This is a genomic window from Streptomyces sp. NPDC005775, assembly GCF_042871565.1.
Lineage (GTDB): Bacteria > Actinomycetota > Actinomycetes > Streptomycetales > Streptomycetaceae > Streptomyces.
Genome location: NZ_JBIAIU010000004.1, coordinates 523,857 through 540,907, shown reverse-complemented (window position 1 = coordinate 540,907; position 17,051 = coordinate 523,857). Strand labels below are relative to the sequence as shown.

Annotated in this window: 19 protein-coding genes; 10 read left to right on the top strand and 9 right to left on the bottom strand. The window is 72.7% G+C overall.

Annotated features, from left to right (window positions below; translation table 11 throughout):
• The first annotated feature begins 180 nt into the window (after positions 1-180).
• Positions 181-972 (top strand): hypothetical protein, encoded by a 792-nt coding sequence (locus tag ACFYPA_RS12855; RefSeq protein ID WP_359318469.1) that lies wholly within the window; start codon positions 181-183, stop codon positions 970-972.
• A gap of 114 nt (positions 973-1,086) precedes the next feature.
• Entirely contained in the window at positions 1,087-2,097 is a 1,011-nt protein-coding gene (locus ACFYPA_RS12850; protein ID WP_359081314.1) for an LLM class F420-dependent oxidoreductase, read from the top strand.
• Between the two features lie 12 nt (positions 2,098-2,109).
• On the opposite strand, the gene ACFYPA_RS12845 is transcribed toward ACFYPA_RS12850, so the two are convergent.
• The 4 genes from ACFYPA_RS12845 to ACFYPA_RS12830 form a co-directional block, all read right to left on the bottom strand.
• Entirely contained in the window at positions 2,110-2,910 is an 801-nt protein-coding gene (locus ACFYPA_RS12845) for an SAM-dependent methyltransferase (protein ID WP_389131529.1), read from the bottom strand.
• 145 nt (positions 2,911-3,055) lie between these two features.
• Positions 3,056-4,102 (bottom strand): PHP domain-containing protein, encoded by a 1,047-nt coding sequence (locus tag ACFYPA_RS12840; protein WP_389131527.1) that lies wholly within the window; start codon positions 4,100-4,102, stop codon positions 3,056-3,058.
• Positions 4,103-4,223: 121 nt separating this feature from the next.
• Complete coding sequence (locus tag ACFYPA_RS12835; RefSeq protein ID WP_389131524.1) at positions 4,224-5,000, bottom strand: maleylpyruvate isomerase family mycothiol-dependent enzyme; 777 nt, start codon at positions 4,998-5,000, stop codon at positions 4,224-4,226.
• Positions 5,001-5,040: 40 nt separating this feature from the next.
• Complete coding sequence (locus ACFYPA_RS12830; RefSeq protein ID WP_359081320.1) at positions 5,041-5,595, bottom strand: hypothetical protein; 555 nt, start codon at positions 5,593-5,595, stop codon at positions 5,041-5,043.
• A 139-nt stretch (positions 5,596-5,734) separates the two neighbouring features.
• On the opposite strand from ACFYPA_RS12830, the gene ACFYPA_RS12825 reads away from it, so the two are divergent.
• Positions 5,735-6,025, top strand: a complete 291-nt coding sequence (locus tag ACFYPA_RS12825; RefSeq protein ID WP_359081322.1) for a hypothetical protein — start codon at positions 5,735-5,737, stop codon at positions 6,023-6,025.
• Positions 6,026-6,049: 24 nt separating this feature from the next.
• On the opposite strand, the gene ACFYPA_RS12820 is transcribed toward ACFYPA_RS12825, so the two are convergent.
• The 3 genes from ACFYPA_RS12820 to ACFYPA_RS12810 all read right to left on the bottom strand — a co-directional run bounded on the left by ACFYPA_RS12820 (position 6,050) and on the right by ACFYPA_RS12810 (position 9,301).
• Positions 6,050-7,123, bottom strand: coding sequence for a prenyltransferase (locus ACFYPA_RS12820; RefSeq protein ID WP_359081323.1), 1,074 nt, complete (start codon positions 7,121-7,123; stop codon positions 6,050-6,052).
• Positions 7,120-7,896 (bottom strand): class I SAM-dependent methyltransferase, encoded by a 777-nt coding sequence (locus ACFYPA_RS12815; protein WP_389131519.1) that lies wholly within the window; start codon positions 7,894-7,896, stop codon positions 7,120-7,122. The genes ACFYPA_RS12820 and ACFYPA_RS12815 overlap by 4 nt, the downstream gene beginning before the upstream one ends.
• A gap of 73 nt (positions 7,897-7,969) precedes the next feature.
• On the bottom strand, positions 7,970-9,301 hold the full coding sequence (locus tag ACFYPA_RS12810; protein ID WP_359318457.1) for a glycosyltransferase family 4 protein: 1,332 nt from the start codon (positions 9,299-9,301) through the stop codon (positions 7,970-7,972).
• A gap of 258 nt (positions 9,302-9,559) precedes the next feature.
• Between ACFYPA_RS12810 and ACFYPA_RS12805 the strand changes: the two genes are divergently transcribed.
• The 7 genes from ACFYPA_RS12805 to ACFYPA_RS12775 all read left to right on the top strand — a co-directional run bounded on the left by ACFYPA_RS12805 (position 9,560) and on the right by ACFYPA_RS12775 (position 15,973).
• The gene (locus tag ACFYPA_RS12805; protein ID WP_359081329.1) at positions 9,560-10,171 is read left to right on the top strand and encodes a TetR family transcriptional regulator; all 612 of its coding nucleotides are present in this window, start codon (positions 9,560-9,562) and stop codon (positions 10,169-10,171) included.
• Positions 10,172-10,307: 136 nt separating this feature from the next.
• Positions 10,308-11,558, top strand: a complete 1,251-nt coding sequence (locus tag ACFYPA_RS12800) for a substrate-binding domain-containing protein (RefSeq protein WP_389131516.1) — start codon at positions 10,308-10,310, stop codon at positions 11,556-11,558.
• A gap of 3 nt (positions 11,559-11,561) precedes the next feature.
• On the top strand, positions 11,562-12,350 hold the full coding sequence (locus ACFYPA_RS12795) for an ABC transporter ATP-binding protein (RefSeq protein WP_389131513.1): 789 nt from the start codon (positions 11,562-11,564) through the stop codon (positions 12,348-12,350).
• Positions 12,347-13,093 (top strand): ABC transporter ATP-binding protein, encoded by a 747-nt coding sequence (locus tag ACFYPA_RS12790; protein WP_389131510.1) that lies wholly within the window; start codon positions 12,347-12,349, stop codon positions 13,091-13,093. Before ACFYPA_RS12795 ends, ACFYPA_RS12790 begins: the two co-directional genes overlap by 4 nt.
• Positions 13,093-13,980, top strand: coding sequence for a branched-chain amino acid ABC transporter permease (locus ACFYPA_RS12785; protein WP_359081337.1), 888 nt, complete (start codon positions 13,093-13,095; stop codon positions 13,978-13,980). Before ACFYPA_RS12790 ends, ACFYPA_RS12785 begins: the two co-directional genes overlap by 1 nt.
• Positions 13,977-15,086 (top strand): branched-chain amino acid ABC transporter permease, encoded by a 1,110-nt coding sequence (locus ACFYPA_RS12780; RefSeq protein WP_389131507.1) that lies wholly within the window; start codon positions 13,977-13,979, stop codon positions 15,084-15,086. The genes ACFYPA_RS12785 and ACFYPA_RS12780 overlap by 4 nt, the downstream gene beginning before the upstream one ends.
• Positions 15,083-15,973, top strand: a complete 891-nt coding sequence (locus ACFYPA_RS12775; RefSeq protein WP_389131504.1) for an alpha/beta fold hydrolase — start codon at positions 15,083-15,085, stop codon at positions 15,971-15,973. Before ACFYPA_RS12780 ends, ACFYPA_RS12775 begins: the two co-directional genes overlap by 4 nt.
• Positions 15,974-16,133: 160 nt before the next feature.
• On the opposite strand, the gene ACFYPA_RS12770 is transcribed toward ACFYPA_RS12775, so the two are convergent.
• Positions 16,134-16,586 (bottom strand): hypothetical protein, encoded by a 453-nt coding sequence (locus ACFYPA_RS12770; protein ID WP_359081342.1) that lies wholly within the window; start codon positions 16,584-16,586, stop codon positions 16,134-16,136.
• A 49-nt stretch (positions 16,587-16,635) separates the two neighbouring features.
• Positions 16,636-17,046 carry a gas vesicle protein K gene (locus ACFYPA_RS12765; RefSeq protein ID WP_359081344.1) on the bottom strand — a complete coding sequence of 137 codons (411 nt, stop codon included), beginning with the start codon at positions 17,044-17,046 and terminating at the stop codon, positions 16,636-16,638.
• Positions 17,047-17,051 lie beyond the last annotated feature (5 nt).

The following is a 17,051-nucleotide window of genomic DNA, read 5'->3' as shown; positions in this document are numbered from 1 at the left end:
CCAAGGACCGGGCAGGGGCGCAACCCGCCCGGGCAGACGATAGATTCATCCGTACGATGGGGGGCCGCTCCCGAGCTTCGCGCCGTACCCGCCGTACCGGTGGCAGCGACGACCGCCCCGACGAGACGACCGACTAAGGACCTTCACGTGAATATCCGCTCCCTCACTCGAGGCGATGGCGTGGTGATCGGAGCAGCGGTCGTGCTGTTCATCGCCTCTTTCCTCGATTACTTCGACTACGGAAGCACCAGCGTCGACGCGCCCAACTCCTGGGACTCCCTGGGGAACGCGATCGGTGTCTACATGGTCGGCGTGATCGGTGCCGCACTGATCGTGCTGTCCCGTTCGCAGCCCCAGCCGCGCAAGGTCGCCGGTCTCGACCTGGCCCAGTTCGGTGTCGCCGCCACGGTGTTCACCGCGTGGAGCCTGTTCTGGACGATCATCGACCTCGGTCAGATCGACGCCGGCGCCGGACTGATCCTCGGCCTGATCGCCTCCCTGGCGCTGGCCGGGGGTGCCGTCGCCTCCCCGTTGGTCCCGGCCCTCAAGGCCCCGCTGGCGGGTGCCCCGAAGCCGCAGGCCGTGCAGCCGCCGTACGGTGGTCAGCCGGGCCAGGGCTATGGCTACCCGGGTGCGCAGCAGCCGTCCTACGGTGGTCAGCCGCAGGGCCAGGCGCCGGCGTTCGGCGGTCAGCCGCAGGCCGGTCAGCCGCAAGGCGGTCAGCCCGAGCCGCAGCAGGCTCAGGCTCCCGCCCAGCAGGCCGCGCCCGCCGGTGACTTCACCCCGTTCTGGTTCGCGGTGCCGGTGGCCCGTCCGCTGTACGGCGAGGACGGTTCGCCGGCCCCGATCGCCGAACTGGCGCCGGGCACCTGGTACCTCGCGGTCGAGCAGCGCGGTCCGAGCCTCATCGCCCAGACGCAGGACGGCCGTCGTGGTGTCCTCCAGGACACCACGGGCATCCAGCGCGGCTGACGCCCCGGCGCACGCACCAACGACAGCGGCCCCCCGCCCCTTCCGGGCGGGGGGCCGCTGTCGTACCCTCCGGCAATATCTGATGCAACGTCAGTCAGCCTGGGAGGCAGCGGAATGCGGCTCGGACTCGCACTCGGTTACTGGGGCCGCGGCCCGAATCCAGCCCATCTGGAACTCGCCCGTGAGGCGGAGGAGCTGGGCTATGCGTCGGTGTGGACGGCCGAGGCCTGGGGTTCGGACGCCTTCACCCCGCTGACCTGGATCGCCGCCCACACCTCCCGCATCCGGCTGGGCACCGCCATCGCGCAGATGGCGGCCCGCACCCCGACCGCCACCGCGATGCACGCCCTGACGCTGGACCACCTCTCCGGCGGCCGGATGATGCTCGGCCTCGGGCTGTCCGGCCCACAGGTCGTGGAGGGCTGGTACGGGCGGCCGTTCCCCCGCAGCCCGCTCACCGCGACCCGCGAGTACGTCGACGTCGTGCGCCAGGTGCTGCGCCGCGAGGCGCCCGTCGCCCTGGACGGCCGGTTCCACGCGCATCCGTACAACGGCCCGGACGCGACCGGCCTCGGCAAGCCGCTGAAGCCGATCACACATCCGCTGCGCGCCGGGCTCCCCGTGCTGCTGGGCGCCGAGGGGCCGAAGAACATCGCCCAGACCACCCGGATCGCGGACGGCTGGCTGCCGCTGTACTGGTCGCCGCTGCGCACCGATGTGTACGAGGCCTCGCTGAGCGGCCTCCCCGAGGGGTTCATGATCGCGCCGATGGCCCGCGCGCAGGTCTGTGACGATGTCGCCCAGGGGCTGCTGCCGGTGAAGGCGATGCTCGGCTTCTACATCGGCGGCATGGGCGCCGCGGCCCGCAACTTCCACGCGGACCTGATGGCGCGCATGGGCTTCGAGGAGGAGGCGCGGCGGATCCAGCGGCTGTTCCTGGAGGGGCGCAAGGAGGAGGCGGTGCTGGCCGTCCCGGACGCGTTCGCCGACGAGATCTCACTGGTCGGCCCCCGCGAACGCATCGCGGAACGGCTGGAGTTGTGGCGCAAGGGCCCGGTCACCGACCTCCTGGTGACGGCGCCGGACCCGCACACCCTGCGGGTGCTCGCCGAGCTCAACCAGTAGGCACCGCTGCCACTACCGCTTGGCGGCCACGAAACCCCACTGGTCGACCGGCTCACCGACGAGGGGCTCTTCGGGGCGCCACAGGCTGATCGAGCCGAAGCCCGGTTCCACCAGGTCGAGTCCGTCCGCGAAGGTCGCCATGATCTCCTTGGGGCGCGAGATGTAGGGCATGGCCCCGCCACTGGCATACTCCTCGGACCCGGCCTCGGTCTCCGGAGTCCCGATGGTGTCGCACAGCATCAGGTGACTGCCCGCGGGCAGCGCGTCCAGGTAGCTGCGGAGCAGCGCCGCGGCCTCGCCCGAGTCCGCGACGTGTCCCAGCGTCGAGAGCACCATCACCGCCACGGGCTTGTCGAGGTCCAGGGTCCGGGCGGCCTCGCGCAGCACCGTCTTCGCGTCCGTCAGGTCCGCGTGCACGTAGTCCGTCGCCCCTTCGGGCCGGCTGGTCAGCAGGGCGCGCGCGTGTGCCAGGACGATCGGGTCGTTGTCCACGTACACGATGCGTGCCGTCGGCTCGGCGCCCTGGGCGACCTCGTGCGTCGCGTTCGCCGTCGGCAGACCGGTGCCGAGGTCCAGGAACTGCCGTATCCCCGCCTCCCCGGCCAGGTAGCGCACCGCTCGCGCCTGGAACGCGCGGGAGGCGCGCGCTATGTCGATGATCTGTGGGTACAGCTCCTCCATCGTCGCCCCGAGCCGACGGTCCACCTCGTAGTTGTCCTTGCCGCCCAGCCAGTAGTTCCACACCCGCGCCGAATGCGGCGTGCCCGTGTCGATTCCGTCCACCGGCGTCCGGGTGCCCTGCTCGTCAGTCATCGGCCCTCTTCAAGTCGCACATCGGTTGCGCGCACGACCCCCGTACCGCGCACACCCATGCTTCCTCACCAGCAACATCCGCACCAGCCCGACAGGGGAGCAACTCCCCTGCGCGGCAGTAGCGTCCGAGGCCGGAAGCCGTGGTTCAGGACTCCGCCCGATCACCGGCGGGGATCCGGCCCTCGCGGGTCCAGCCGAGCAGTTCGTCCGCCGTCCACGTCGTGACGACCCGTTCCGCCGGGACCTCGCACTCCTCGGCGCGGGCGCAGCCGTAGATCTGCCAGTCGAGCTGTCCGGGGGCGTGTGCGTCGGTGTCGACGGCGAAGAACGTGCCCGCGTCCACGGCCTGCCGCAGGAGCCGCCGGGGCGGGTCGAGCCGCTCCGGGCGGCTGTTGATCTCGACCGCCGTGCCCGCCTCGGCGCAGGCCGCGAAGACCTCGTCCGCGTCGAACCCCGACTCGGGGCGGCCCCGGCCGGTGACCAGGCGCCCGGTGCAGTGGCCGAGGACGTTGGCCTGGGGGTGGCGGACGGCGGCGACCATGCGCCGGGTCATCGGGCCGGGGTCCATCCGCAGCTTGGAGTGCACGGAGACCACGACGAGGTCGAGGCGTTCGAGCAGGTCGTCCTCCTGGTCGAGGGAGCCGTCGAGGTGAATGTCGCACTCGATGCCGGTCAGCAGGCGGAAGGGCGCCCAGCGTTCGTTGAGTTCGGCCACCACGTCGAGCTGTTCCCGCAGCCGCTCGGGCGAGAGCCCGTTCGCGATCGTCAACCGGGGCGAGTGGTCGGTGAGGACCGCCCATGCGTGGCCGAGTTCCGCCGCCGCACGGCCCATCTCCTCGATCGGGCTGCCGCCGTCCGACCAGTCGGAGTGCAGATGGCAGTCACCGCGCAGCAGGGCGAGCAGCCGTTCACCGCCCTCCGCGAGCGGGCCGCTCCGCGCGGCCTCCGTCTCCAGCCGCTCCAGGTAGGCGGGCGTCTGCCCGGCGACCGCCTCACGGATCACCTGGGCGGTGCGGGGACCGATGCCCTTGACCTGTTCCAGGGAGCCATTGGTCACCCGCTCCACGGCCTCGCCGTCGGGCATCGCCGCCACCGTGCGGGCGGCGGTGCGGAAGGCCTGGACGCGGTACGTCTCGGCCCTGCCGCGCTCCAGCAGGAAGGCGATCCGTTCCAGGGCGCGGACCGGGTCCATCGGCACCTCCTGGCAGGACGGGCGGGACGGGGCGGGCTGGGCAGGCAGGACGGGGCAAGCCGCCCGTCCAGCTTGGACCAGCTCCGCCCGGCTCGCACACCGGCCGGGCCCGTCGCCCCGGTCAGCCGAAGGAGGACCGGGCCAGCCAGAAGTCCAGCAGCTCCGCGTCGCCCAGCACCTCGACGCGGTCGCTGTCCGGGGCCAGGCGGCGGTTGAAGACCAGCATCAGGTCGGTGAGCCGCCCCCGCAGGGCCACGGTCGCCTTCCCGTGCGCCCGCCGCCAGGTGAACCCGTCCTCGCCGAACTCGATGAGCCACTCGGCGTCCGGCACGTCCGTGGCGTGCAGGTGGAGGGAGCGGCCCTCACCGCGCAGCTCCGCGGCCTCGGGGTCCCCCTCGGCCTGAGCGAAGGCGACGATCTCCAGCCACTCGTCGATCGTGTCGCCTGCCAGGTCGGGCGCCATCGTGTACGGCACCTTCGCGGCCAGTGCCGCGTCCGCCAGGTGGACGACCGTCTCGATCGCCATCCGCCGCGCCCAGAAGCCCGCGTCGCGGTCCCGGTACCACGACCAGACCTCCGCCGCCGGCCCCGCCTCCCTCAGCGCCCCGGCGGTCCCGGCCGCCCCGTCCGCCAGCCAGGCGTCGAGCACGGCGGGGTCGTCGCCGTCGGGCGTGAACGCCGGCACCTGCTCGTCCGGGAGCTCCTCGGTGGCGCGGGTGCGGACGATCTCGCCGGCCCAGCGATGGGCGCCGCCGACGTGGACGGCGAGGTCGCGCAGCGTCCACTCGGGGCAGGTCGGGACGGTCGCGTCGAGGTCCGCGCCACTGATCGCGGACCTCAAGGCGTCGGTCAGCAGGACGATTTCGTCGCAGTAGCGCTCATGCGCGAGGGGGGCCATGCCCGCACCCTACGGGGGCCGTACTCCTGCCTCCACGCGGTTATTCGCCGAGCTGCGAGGTGGATGGCACCTTGTCCTTCACCTCGGCGCCCGCGCTCTTCCCGGCGTCCTTGATGCTGTTGATGACGCTCTCGAACGCGCCGACGTCCCCGTCGCCCGCCTCGCCCTTGCGGAGCTTGGTGGCCATGCCCTTGAGCGACGCGATGCCCGCGGTCAGCGGGGCGACCGCCTTGGACAGCAGCGGGTCGCCCTTGGCGTTGTCGGAGGCGGCCTTGAGCCGGTTGTAGGCGAAGCCGCCCGCGAGCCCGGCCTTGACGAGCGCGAAGGTCCGCCCGTCCGCGCCCTTCTTGAACTTCCCGGCGCGGTACGGCTTGACGATCCACTGGTACGTGGCGCCCGCCGCGAGCCCCGCGTTGGCGACGAACCGCGTCTTGGCGAACTTCTGCGCCTCGGCCGACGACGAACCGGTGGGCGACGCCGAACTGCTCGCACCGCTGTCGCCGTCGCCGCCCCCGCACGCGGTGCTGCCCACCAGCACGGAACAGCTCAGCAGCAGTGCCACGAGCAGGCGGCGGAGCGGTACGGAACGGGGCACGGCGGGCCTCCTGACCGGGACATCACGGGGGAGTGCCGGGTCCCGGCACTCCCCCGCCAGGCTGGCCGCGGCCGCGCCGCACCGCCACCCGGGGCCGCCGTCCGGGTTTCGCCCGGCCGAAACGGGCAACCCGGAATCCATGTCTTACAGACGAGGCAACGGAAGCAGCACCGCAGCACGTGTCATAGCCGTGGTGGCCGACATCATGGCTTTCATCATCGGCCTGTGGATCCTGATGTACCTGCTCGACGCCAACCGGGGCAATGACCTGGTCGACTTCGTGCAGCACAGCGCCCGGTGGCTCGCCGGCTGGTCGTACGACCTGTTCACCTTCGACGCGGCATGGGCCCGCGTCGTCTGCGGATACGGTCTGGCCGCCGTGGTGTACCTCTTCATCGGACACGCGGTCGCCGGCCGCATCCGCCACTGAAAAAGCGCGGGAGACCCCCCGGTCTCAGCCGCAGCAGTCCGGCTCCAGCCCCTTCGGCAGCCTTTCCCCGCTGAAGACCGCGGTGGTCGCCTCGTCCCCCCCGAGCGCGGCCACCGCCAGCAGGAGTGATCCGGCGGTCCACGCCGTGTGCTCCTCCGGCCAGAACGCCCGGTTGCCCTCGAAGACGTACCCGGTCCAGTACATCCCGCCCTCGGCGCGCAGGTGCTGGATCGACTGGAGGACCTCCAGGGCCCGGTCGGACTCGCCCATCACCCAGAGGGCCAGTGCCAGTTCGCAGCTCTCGCCGCCGGTCACCCACGGGTTCGGCAGCACACAGCGCACGCCGAGGTCCGGGACGACGAAGCGGTCCCAGCCCTCGTCGATCCGCTGCTGGGCCGCCGGTCCGCCGATCGCGCCGCCGAGGATCGGGTAGTACCAGTCCATCGAGTAGTGGCTCTTGTCGAGGAAGCGCTCCGGGTGGTTGCGGATCGCGTGGCCGAGAGCCCCGGTCGCCAACTCCCAGTCGGGCTGCGGCTCCTCGCGGCACTCGGCGATGGCGAGGGCGCAGCGCAGGGCCTGGTGGATGGAGGAGGAGCCGGTGAGCAGCGCGTCCGTCACCGGGGTGCCGTCGGCCTCCTGCTTCCAGCCGATCTCCCCGCCGGGCTGCTGGAGCCGCAGGACGAACTCGACGGCGGCGAAGACCGTCGGCCACATCCGGTCGAGGAACGCGTCGTCGCCGGTGGCGAGGTAGTGGTGCCAGACGCCGACGGCCACGTAGGCGCAGAAGTTGGTCTCCAGGCCGCGGTCGGTCGGCTGCAGCGGGTCGCCGTCGTGGTAGGCCGCGTACCAGGAGCCGTCCTCGTTCTGGTTGCGGGCGAGCCACTCGTACGCGCGTTCCGCGGCGGTGTGTTCGCCGGCCGCGTCCAGGGCCATGGCTGCCTCGGTGTGGTCCCACGGGTCGAGGTGGTGGCCGCGGAACCACGGGATCGCGCCGTCCTCGCACTGCACGGCGAGCACCGCGGCGACGGTCTCGGCGGCCTCCCCGGCGGTGAGCACTCCGGGCAGGACGAGGTGTTCGGTCCGCTCGGGAAGACTCACGCCTCGGCCTCAGCGGAGTCGCCGGCCCGCACGGGGGCCTCGTCGGTGGCCAGGCCGGGCAGGTGCGGCTTGGTCGCGTAGGCCACGAAGCTCTTGCCGACGACCGGGTTGAGCAGCTGCTCGGCGACCCGGGTCGCCATCGGCTTCTTCATGATGTCCCAGACCAGCAGCTTGTGGTAGGCCCGCACCGGCAGCGCCTTGTCGTTGTCGACGCCGAAGGCGCACTTGAGCCACCAGTAGGGCGCGTGCAGCGCGTGCGCGTGGTGGGTGCCGTACGGCTTGAGGCCGGCGCCCCGGATCTTGCCGAGCAGCTCGTCGGCCTTGTAGATGCGGATGTGGCCGCCCTCGACCTCGTGGTACGCGTCGGAGAGCGTCCAGCAGACCTTCTCGGGGCCGTAACGCGGCACGGTGATCGCGATCCGGCCGCCGGGCTTCAGGACCCGGACCATCTCGGCGAGGACGCCCTTGTCGTCCGGGATGTGCTCCATGACCTCGGAGATGATCACGACGTCGAAGGACGCGTCGGGGAACGGCAGGTTGAGCGCGTCGCCCTCCATCGCGGTGGCGGTGGCGCCCTCGGGCGCCTCCCTCGCCTCCTTCATCGCGGCGAACCACTTCGCGACCTCGCGGATCTCCTCGCCGTTCTGGTCGAGGGCCACGACCTGGGCGCCGCGCCGGTAGCACTCGAAGGCGTGGCGTCCGGCGCCGCAGCCCAGGTCGAGCACTCGGTCGCCTGCGGCGAGCGGGAAGCGGGTGAAGTCCACGGTCAGCACGAATGCCTGCTTTCGCGGTCGAGAGGTCGGAGTCTGAGAGGTCGGAGTCTGAGGGTGCGCGTGGGGAGCGTGGTCACCGTCGGCCGCCGGGGCCGGTGGCGGCGCGGGCCGCGATCGCCTCCCGGTAGAGCGCGGCGGTGCCGATCGCCGCCTGCTTCCAGGTGAACCGGGCGAGGACCCGTTCGCGGCCCGCGGCCCCGAGCGTCGCGCGCAGCTCCGGGTCGCCGAGCAGCCGGCCGAGCGCGTCGGCGAGGGCCCCGGCGTCGGCGGGCGGGACCGCGAGACAGGTTTCGCCGTCCGGTCCCGCGACCTCGGGGATCGCCCCGCCGGTGGTGGCGACGAGCGGGGTGCCGGTGGCCATGGCCTCGGCGGCGGGCAGCGAGAAGCCCTCGTACAGCGAGGGGACGCAGGCGATCTGGGCGCCGCGCACCAGGTCGACGAGTTCGGTGTCGCTGATGCCCTTGACGAACTCGACGGCGTCCCCGAGCCCGTGCCGCTCGATGGCCTGGGCGACCGGCCCGTCCTCGGCCCGGCGGCCGACGACCACGAGGTGCGCCGCCGGGTTGTCGGTACGGAGCTTGGCCAGTGCCTCGACGAGGTGGACGAGGCCCTTGAGCGGGACGTCGGCGCTGGAGGTGGTGACGATGCGGCCCGGCACCTCGGCGACGGACGCGTCGGGCGACCACAGGTCGGTGTCGGCGCCGATGTGCACGACGCGGACGCGGTCCGGGCGCACGCCGAGGTGGTCGACGATCTCCTGCTTGGAGGAGCCGGAGACGGTGAGCACGGACGGCAGCTTGCGCGCGACGCGCTTCTGCATGCGGGTGAAGGCGTACCAGCGGCGTACGGAGGCGCGGCGGCGGCGGGTCGGGGCGGCGGCCAGGTCGAGCTGCCGGTCCACGGTGATGGGGTGGTGGATCGTGGTGACGAGCGGGGCGCCGAGGTCGCCGAGGAGGCCGTAGCCGAGCGTCTGGTTGTCGTGGATGACGTCGAACTCGCCGCGCCGGGCCGCGAGATGGCGTCGGGCGCGCAGGCTGAAGGTGAGCGGTTCGGGGAAGCCGCCGGTCCACATGGTGGCGACCTCGGCGGCGTCGATCCAGTCCCGGTACTCGCCCGGCTTCGGGGTGCGGAACGGGTCGGGCTGCCGGTAGAGGTCCAGGCTCGGCAGCTCGGTGAGCGGGACGCCCTCGTCGAGCACGGGGTAGGGCTGGGCGCCGATCACCTCGACGCTGTGGCCCAGGCGGGCGAGCTCCCGGGCCAGGTGGCGCACGTAGACGCCCTGGCCGCCGCAGAAGGGGTTGCCCTTGTACGTGAGGAGCGCGATGCGAAGGGGCCGGTCACCGGCGCCCGTGCCCGACGTTTCGACGCCCGTACGGGGGCCCGACTCTATGGCCTCAGCGGTCACACTCGGCCCCCTTCTCACTGCTTGTTCGCCGGAGCGTAACCGCTCGCGCTAATCTAGAACAAGTTACAGACCGACCGCCACATGCCGGTCGGCCGCGGCCTGGATCGTTCAATGAGCTACGAATCTACCGGCAGGTAGCAACGGTGCGACGGCCGGATCAGGTGATTCGCGCCACGACACACACCCTGGCATGCTGTGCGCCGCCGGACCGGCCGCCGCAGCCTCGCGGTCGCGGACAGAAGCCTGGGGATGGGACACATGACAGCGGAAGCCAGACCGGCATCGCCGCCCCTGACGGAACGCCAGGAGGCTCGCCGCCGCCGCATCCTGCACGCCAGCGCCCAGCTCGCCAGCAGGGGCGGTTTCGAGGCCGTCCAGATGCGTGAGGTGGCGGAGGCCGCCGGAGTGGCCCTGGGCACCCTGTACCGCTACTTCCCGTCCAAGGTCCATCTGCTGGTCGCCACCATGCAGGACCAGCTCCAGCACATGCACGGAACGCTCCGCAAACGGCCTCCGGTCGGGAACGACGCGGCGGACCGGGTCGCGGACACCCTGATGCGGGCCTTCCGCGCGATGCAGCGCGAACCGCACCTGGCGGACGCGATGGTGCGCGCGCTGACCTTCGCGGACCGCAGCGTGAGCCCCGAGGTGGACACGGTCTCGCGGCTCACGACGGCGATCATCCTGGACGCGATGGAGCTGGACCACCCGACCACCGAGCAGCTCTCGGCCGTCCGGGTCATCGAGCACACCTGGCACTCGGCGCTGATCACCTGGCTGTCGGGCCGGGCGTCGATCGCGCAGGTGAAGATAGACATCGAGACGGTCTGCCGGCTGATCGACCTGACGGCACCGGATCCGGCCCCCTGACTTCTTCCGGACCCTGCCCATGTGCGGCGCCCACACGCCTCCCGGGCCAGGTGGGGTTCCCTGCACCATATCGACGACGGCGCGGTCTTCATACGGTTCGGCGACATCACAGGAACACGCCGAGGAGCCGGTCACCATGCGTCGCAGAGCCAGCAGAGCCAGCAGATCCCTCAACGACATCCGTGCCGTCGCCGTACTGGCCGCCGCCGGTCTGCTGCTGACCGGCTGCACCGCCGCCGGGAAGGCGGGCGCGTCCGACTCCGGCGGGTCCGGGAAGACCGCCGGCGACGCGACCGTGAAGGTCGGCCTGGTCTACTCCCGCACCGGGCTGCTCGCCGACTACGGCAAGCAGTACCGCGACGGCTTCATGGCGGGCCTGGACTACGCGACGAAGGGCACGGGCGAGGTCGCGGGCCACCGCATCGAGGTCACCGAGCAGGACGACGCCGGCGACCCCGGCAAGGCCGTCTCCGCCGCGAAGAGCCTGATCGGCAAGGGCTACAAGGTGCTGGCCGGCACCACCGACTCCGGCGTCGCCCTCCAGATGGCACCGCTCGCCGCGCAGAACAAGGTCCTGTACGTGAGCGGCCCGGCGGCCACCGACGCGGTGACCGGCATCAACGACTACACGTTCCGCTCGGGCCGCCAGTCCTACCAGGACATCCTGACGGCGGGCGCGATGCTCGGCGACGCCGAGGGCAAGAAGGTCACGGTCCTCGCCCAGGACTCCACGTTCGGCCAGGCCAACGTCGCCGCCGTGAAGGCGGTGCTCGGCGCGAAGGGCGCCAAGGTGGGCTCCGTGCTGGCCCCGCCCAGCGCGACGGACCTGACGCCGTTCGCCCGGCAGGTCAAGGCCGGCGGCCCGGACCTGGTCTTCGTCGCCTGGGCCGGTTCCACCGCCCCGGCCCTGTGGACCGCACTGGACCAGCAGGGGGTGCTCGGCGCGGGCAAGGTCGTCACCGGCCTCGCGGGGACCGCCTCGTACCCGGTCTTCGGGGCGGCCGGGTCCAAGGTGTCGTTCCTGGCGCACTACTTCCCCGGCGCGGCCGGCGGCAACGCGGTGGAGAAGGCCATGCTCGACTCGGTGGCGAAGGAGGGCGGCACGCCCGACCTGTTCACCCCGGACGGCTTCGCCGCGGCCCAGATGATCGTGCACGCCGTCGCCGAGGGCAGCGCCACCGACCCGGCCGCGATGGTGAAGGCCCTGGAGGGCTGGACCTTCGAAGGACCCAAGGGCAAACAGCAGGTCAGGGCCGAGGACCACGCGTTGTTGCAGCCGATGTTCGTGGCCCGGCTGACCGGCAAGGGCGCGGCCGCGAAGCCGGAGCTGCTGGACACCGAGGCGATGGACACCGTGGCACCGCCCGTGAAGCCCTCGGCGGGCTGAACCGTGACCGCACCCCACACCCTCGGGCCCGACAGCCCGGCGGACCTGGCGGCCCCCGTGCTCCGGCTGGACGGCATCGGCTGGGGCGTCGGCGGCGCGACCATCGTCCAGGACATCTCCCTGAGCGTCCGCGAGGGCGAGTTCCTCGCCTTCATCGGCCCCAACGGCGCGGGCAAGACGTCCCTGTTCAACCTGATCAGCGGACTTACGCTGCCCACCGCGGGCACGATCGCGCTGGACGGCGCGGACATCACGGACCGGCCCGCGCACGTCCGGGCCCGGCGCGGCGTCGGCCGGACGTTCCAGACGTCCAGCCTCTGGCCTGCGATGAGCGTGGCCGACCACGTACGGCTGGCCGCCCAAGCCGCCCGGGGCGGCTCGTACCGTCTCTGGCGGCGCGCCGACCCGTACACCGCAGAGGTGACCGGCGTCCTGGAGCGCACCGGTCTCGGGCACCGGGCCTCGGCGACGGCCGCGGAACTGTCCCACGGCGAGAAGCGGAAGCTGGAGCTCGCCGTGCTGCTGGTGGGCGAGCCCCGGCTGATGCTGCTCGACGAGCCGATGGCCGGGGTGAGCGCCGAGGAGGTTCCGGCCCTGACCGAGCTGATCCGCACGCTGCACCGGGAGGAGGGCCGCACGGTCCTCATGGTCGAACACCACATGGATGTGCTGCTGGGCCTCGCGGACCGGCTCGCCGTGATGCACCACGGCCGGCTGCTCGCCCTGGACACACCCGAGGCCGTGACCGCCGACCCGACCGTGCAGCAGGCCTACCTCGGGGAGGGACTGTGACGACGGAGCAACCCCTGCTCGCCGTGCGGGACCTGCGGGTCCTGATCGGCGGCCGTCACATCCTGCACGGCGTCGGCCTGGACGTCGCGGCCCACGGGGTGACCGCGCTGCTCGGCCGCAACGGGGCCGGGAAGACCACGACGGTACGCGGCATCCTCGGCCTCGTCCCGCGCGCGGGCAGCGTCCGCCTCGACGGCGAGGAGACCGTGGCACTGCCCACGCACGCGCTGGTCCGGCGCGGGATCGGCTACGCCCCGGAGGACCGGGGCGTCTTCGCCGGGCTGACGGTCGCGGAGAACCTGCGGCTCGCGGAGCGGCGCGGGGCGGGCGAGCCCGCGTACGGCCTGGTCCACGAGCTCTTCCCCGAACTGAAGCAGCGGGCACGGCAGTTGGCCGGCACGCTGTCCGGCGGTCAGCAGCAGATGGTCGCCATCGGCCGCACCCTGCTCAACACCAACCGGCTGATCATCGCGGACGAGCCCACCAAGGGCCTGGCCCCGAGGGTGGTCACCGAGGTGGCGCAGGTGCTGGAGCGGGCCGCCGAGGCGGTGCCGGTGCTGCTCGTGGAGCAGAACCTCGCCGTCGTCCGGCGCCTCGCCGCGCACTGTGTGGTGCTGGCCGACGGCCGGACCGCCCACCGTGGCCCGGCGGACGCACTGCTCGGCGACGCGGAGGCGGCCCGCAGGCTGCTCGGCGTGGGCCACGGCCCGCTGACCCCCCACCCCGCGGAGGCGGATTCCTGATGTCCACCCTCGTCCTGCTCACCATGACCGGACTCGGCCTGGGAGCCCTCTACTTCCTCATCGCGTCCGGACTCTCGCTGATCTTCGGCCTGATGGACGTCCTCAACTTCGCGCACGGGGCCCTGCTCTCCATCGGCGCGTACGGCACCTGGTGGGCGGCGTCCGGAAATCTGCCCGGCGCGGGCCCCGGCGGGGCCGGCTTCGTCCTCGCGGTCCTGTTCGGTACGGCGGTGGGCACCGCGGCCGCCGTACTCCTCGAACTCGCCGTCGTCCGCCCGCTCTACACCCGGCCGCGCGAGCAGGTGCTCGCCACGGTCGGGGTGGGGCTCGCCGTTCCGGCGCTGCTGTCGGGTATCTGGGGCTCCGACGCCCGGACCTTCCCGGGGCCCGAGGCCCTGTCCGGCACCTTCGGGCTGCTGGGCGCGCAGGTCCCGGTCAACCGCCTCGTCCTGATCGCGGCGGCCGTCGTGGTCCTGGCGGCGCTGCGGCTGTTCCTCGGCCGGACCCGGCACGGCCTCGTCGTACGGGCGGGCGTCGAGGACCGGGCGATGGTCACCGCCCTCGGCGTCGACGTCCGCAAGGCGTTCACCCTCGTCTTCGCCATCGGAGGCGCGGCCGCGGCCCTCGGCGGGGCGCTGGGCGGGCTGTACTTCGGCTCGGTCGACCCCCGCCAGGGGACCTCGCTGCTGATCTTCGCGTTCGTCGTCGTGGTCACCGGCGGCATGGGGTCGGTGACCGGCGCCGCCGTGGCGTCCGTCGTCATCGGCCTGGTCCAGCAGTTCGCCAACTACTACACCGCGGCGGGCCTCGGCGATCTGGCGGTCGTCGTCCTGCTCGCCGCGCTGCTGCTGATCCGCCCGCGCGGACTGACGGGGAGGCTCGCGTGAGTACCGCCACCGAGACACACGACCGCACCGGGGGCCCGGTGGCCCCCACGCGGACGGCCGACGCGCCCCGGCTGCTGCGCTGGTGGCCGGCCGCCGTCCTGCTGCTCCTGGCCGTCGCACCGTTCAGCGCCGTACCGGTGCCGGGCCTGCTGGACGGCCCGCTCGGGAGCGCGGGCAGTCTGCAACTCCTGGCCACCTGCCTGCTGTTCGGCGCCCTGGCCACCGGTTACGACCTGCTGCTCGGACGCACCGGACTGCTGTCGTTCGGCCACGCGCTCTACTTCGCGGCAGGCAGTTACGCCACCAACATGTTCCTGCTGGAGGCGGGGCTCCCCTTCGCCCTCGCCGCGCTCCTCGGCCTGCTCTTCGGGATCGCCCTGGCCCTGGTGCTGGGGTCGGTGAGCCTGCGCGTCACCGGGATCGGCTTCTCCATGGTGACCCTCGCCTTCGCCCAGGCGGGCTCGATCCTGGTGTCCCGCAACCCCGGCGGCGTCACCGGCGGCGAGGAGGGCCGGGCGGCCCCGGCGGACCTGCTCCCCTCCTGGCTCGTCGGCATCGACAACACCGCGAACCTCTACTGGATCGCCCTCGCCTACCTCGTCCTCACCCTGGCCGTCGTCACCTGGGCCGTCCGCTCCCCCACCGGCCGCGTCTGGGAGGGCATCAAGGAGAACGAGCGCCGGGTGGAGGTGCTGGGCCTGAAACCGTACGGATTCAAGCTGACGGCCTTCGTCGTCGCGGGCGCGCTCGCCGCGCTCGGCGGCATCGTGCACCTGCTCCTGACCGGCGGATCCACGCCCCAGACCACCACGTCCGACTTCACGCTGTCGCTGCTGGTGATGGTGGTGCTGGGCGGCTCGGGCACCCGTTGGGGCCCGATGGTCGGCGGCATCCTCTACACCTGGGCGGACCACCGGCTCGGCGACCTGGCCGGTTCGGGCACGGTCGCCGATCTGCCCGCGGTGCTCCGCGTCCCGCTCTCCCAGCCGTTGTTCCTGCTGGGCGTGCTGTTCGTGGCCGTGGTACATCTGCTGCCGGGCGGCCTGGCCCGGCTGCCGTCCAGGCTGAGGGCCGTCCCGCACCGGAAGGAGACCGGAAACCAGTGATCACGTACGAGGAGATCGAAGTACCCGTGTGCGGCGGCCGGTTGGCCGCGCTGCGCTGGCCCGCCACCGATCCGCAGGCGCCGACGGTGGTGGCGCTGCACGGCATCACGGCCAACGCGCTCTCCTGGGGCCCGGTGGCCCGGCTGCTGGCCGGGCGCGTCACGCTCGTCGCCCCGGATCTGCGGGGCAGGGCGGGGAGTTCGGGCCTCCCCGGCCCGTACGGCATCGCCGCGCACGCGGACGACGTCGCCGCCCTGACCGGGGCCCTGGGCCTGGAACGGGTGGTGCTGGCGGGCCACTCGATGGGCGCGTTCGTGGCGGCGCTGGCCGCGGTGCGGCACCCGGACCGCTTCGGACCGCTGCTGCTCGTGGACGGCGGCATCGGATTCCCCGCGCCCACGCATCTGACGCCCGACGAGCTGCTGACAGCGGTGATCGGCCCGGCGATGGACCGCCTGTCGATGACGTTCACGGACCGGGCCGCCTACCGCGCGTTCTGGCAGGCGCATCCGGCGTTCAGGACCGCGTGGTCGGACGAGGTGGACGCGTACATCCAGCGCGACCTGACGGGCGGGGAGCCCGCCCTGCACTCGACGTGCCGGATCGAGGCGGTCCGTGACGACGGGGTCGGACTGTTCGACGCGGAGGTGCTCGACGCCGTAAGGAAGCTGCCCGCCGAGGCGACGCTGCTGTGGGCGGCGCGCGGCCTGATGGACGAGGAGCAGGGGCTGTACGACGAGCGCCGGCTGGCGGCCGCGGACCTGGGCGGGACCCGGGTGGAGCCGGTGGCGGTGAGGGACGTGAACCACTACACGGTCCTCACGGGCGAGCGGGGCGGCCGCGAGATCGCCGACCGGATGGTGGCGTACGCGCGGCAGGGCGCCTGACACGTGCGCCGGGACCGGCCCCGCAGCCATGCTGCGAGCCGGTCCCGGAGACGGGTCACCTGTGTTTTCGCGCCTTGGTGGAGCGGACCGCCCGGCCGCTCGCGTACACGGCGGGACGAAGCGGAAGCCGCCCCGAGCGCCATGGCGCCGCCCGGAGCGCTCAGATCCTGCCGCGCGCCAGCCGTGTCAGCGGGCCCATCGGCGGCTTGGCGGTCGAGCGGCCGACGGCGAAGGCCGCTCCGGCGATGCCCGCGACCCCCGCGGCCGCGCCGGTGGCGATCGCCTTCCTGTGCTTGAGCACGGTCCAGGCCGTAGTGGCCACGCTCGCCGCCTTGGCGGCGTTGGCCGTCACCGCCTGCTGTCCGCTCCGGACACCGGCGGCCGCGGCGCGTCCGACGCGCCGGGTGGACTCACCGGCCGCGCTCACGCTGTGCGAAGCCGAGTCCTTGGCACTGCCGGCCGCGGACTTCGCCTCGCCTGCCGTGCTTCTGGCCTTCTCGTCGAGGGCGCCGGCGCCGGCCGTCTTTCTGGCCGCGGCGGTCGTCTTGCGGGCGGTGGTGGTCCTGCCCTTGCTCGGAGTGGAGTTCTTGGTTTCCTTGTTGTCAGCGGTCATGGCCTCCTCCTTGCCTTGGGTGGTGCGATGAAACCTGGGTCCGGCCCCCTCAGGCGCCGTTCTGCGGCAGCAGGGAACCGAGCGGTCCCAGGTCGAGATTGAGGTCGTCCATCGTCAGTCCGTAGCGGTCGCACAGCTCCGTCATGCGTTCGTTCAGAATCATCAACGTCATGCCGATGCGCTCTTCCTGCTGCTCACTCAGGTCGCCCTGGTCGACGCGGTGCAGGGCGGTGCGCTCCATGAGCTGACGGAGCAGCTCGACGATGGTGAGCACCAGTTTCATGAGGTCCCGCTCGACCGTGTCCGGGTCGGTCGCCAGCCTCTGGGCGGCGCTCGACACGCGGTGGTCGTCCGGTTGCGCGGGGCTGAGCCCGAAGGCCCGGGTGGCGGCGTGCGTCACGTCTTCGATCGCCGTGCGGGCCGTCACCGGCGCGCCCCCCGCGCTGTCGCCTTCGCTCATGGTGT

Bases quoted from the DNA above. Each gene is read 5' to 3' on its own strand.
- ACFYPA_RS12850 (WP_359081314.1), top strand. From the start codon at position 1,087: ATGCGGCTCGGACTCGCACTCGGTTACTGGGGCCGCGGCCCGAATCCA.
- ACFYPA_RS12845 (WP_389131529.1), bottom strand. From the start codon at position 2,910: ATGACTGACGAGCAGGGCACCCGGACGCCGGTGGACGGAATCGACACG.
- ACFYPA_RS12840 (WP_389131527.1), bottom strand. From the start codon at position 4,102: ATGGACCCGGTCCGCGCCCTGGAACGGATCGCCTTCCTGCTGGAGCGC.
- ACFYPA_RS12835 (WP_389131524.1), bottom strand. From the start codon at position 5,000: ATGGCCCCCCTCGCGCATGAGCGCTACTGCGACGAAATCGTCCTGCTG.
- ACFYPA_RS12825 (WP_359081322.1), top strand. From the start codon at position 5,735: ATGTCTTACAGACGAGGCAACGGAAGCAGCACCGCAGCACGTGTCATA.
- ACFYPA_RS12805 (WP_359081329.1), top strand. From the start codon at position 9,560: ATGACAGCGGAAGCCAGACCGGCATCGCCGCCCCTGACGGAACGCCAG.
- ACFYPA_RS12800 (WP_389131516.1), top strand. From the start codon at position 10,308: ATGCGTCGCAGAGCCAGCAGAGCCAGCAGATCCCTCAACGACATCCGT.
- ACFYPA_RS12785 (WP_359081337.1), top strand. From the start codon at position 13,093: ATGTCCACCCTCGTCCTGCTCACCATGACCGGACTCGGCCTGGGAGCC.
- ACFYPA_RS12770 (WP_359081342.1), bottom strand. From the start codon at position 16,586: ATGACCGCTGACAACAAGGAAACCAAGAACTCCACTCCGAGCAAGGGC.
- ACFYPA_RS12765 (WP_359081344.1), bottom strand. From the start codon at position 17,046: ATGAGCGAAGGCGACAGCGCGGGGGGCGCGCCGGTGACGGCCCGCACG.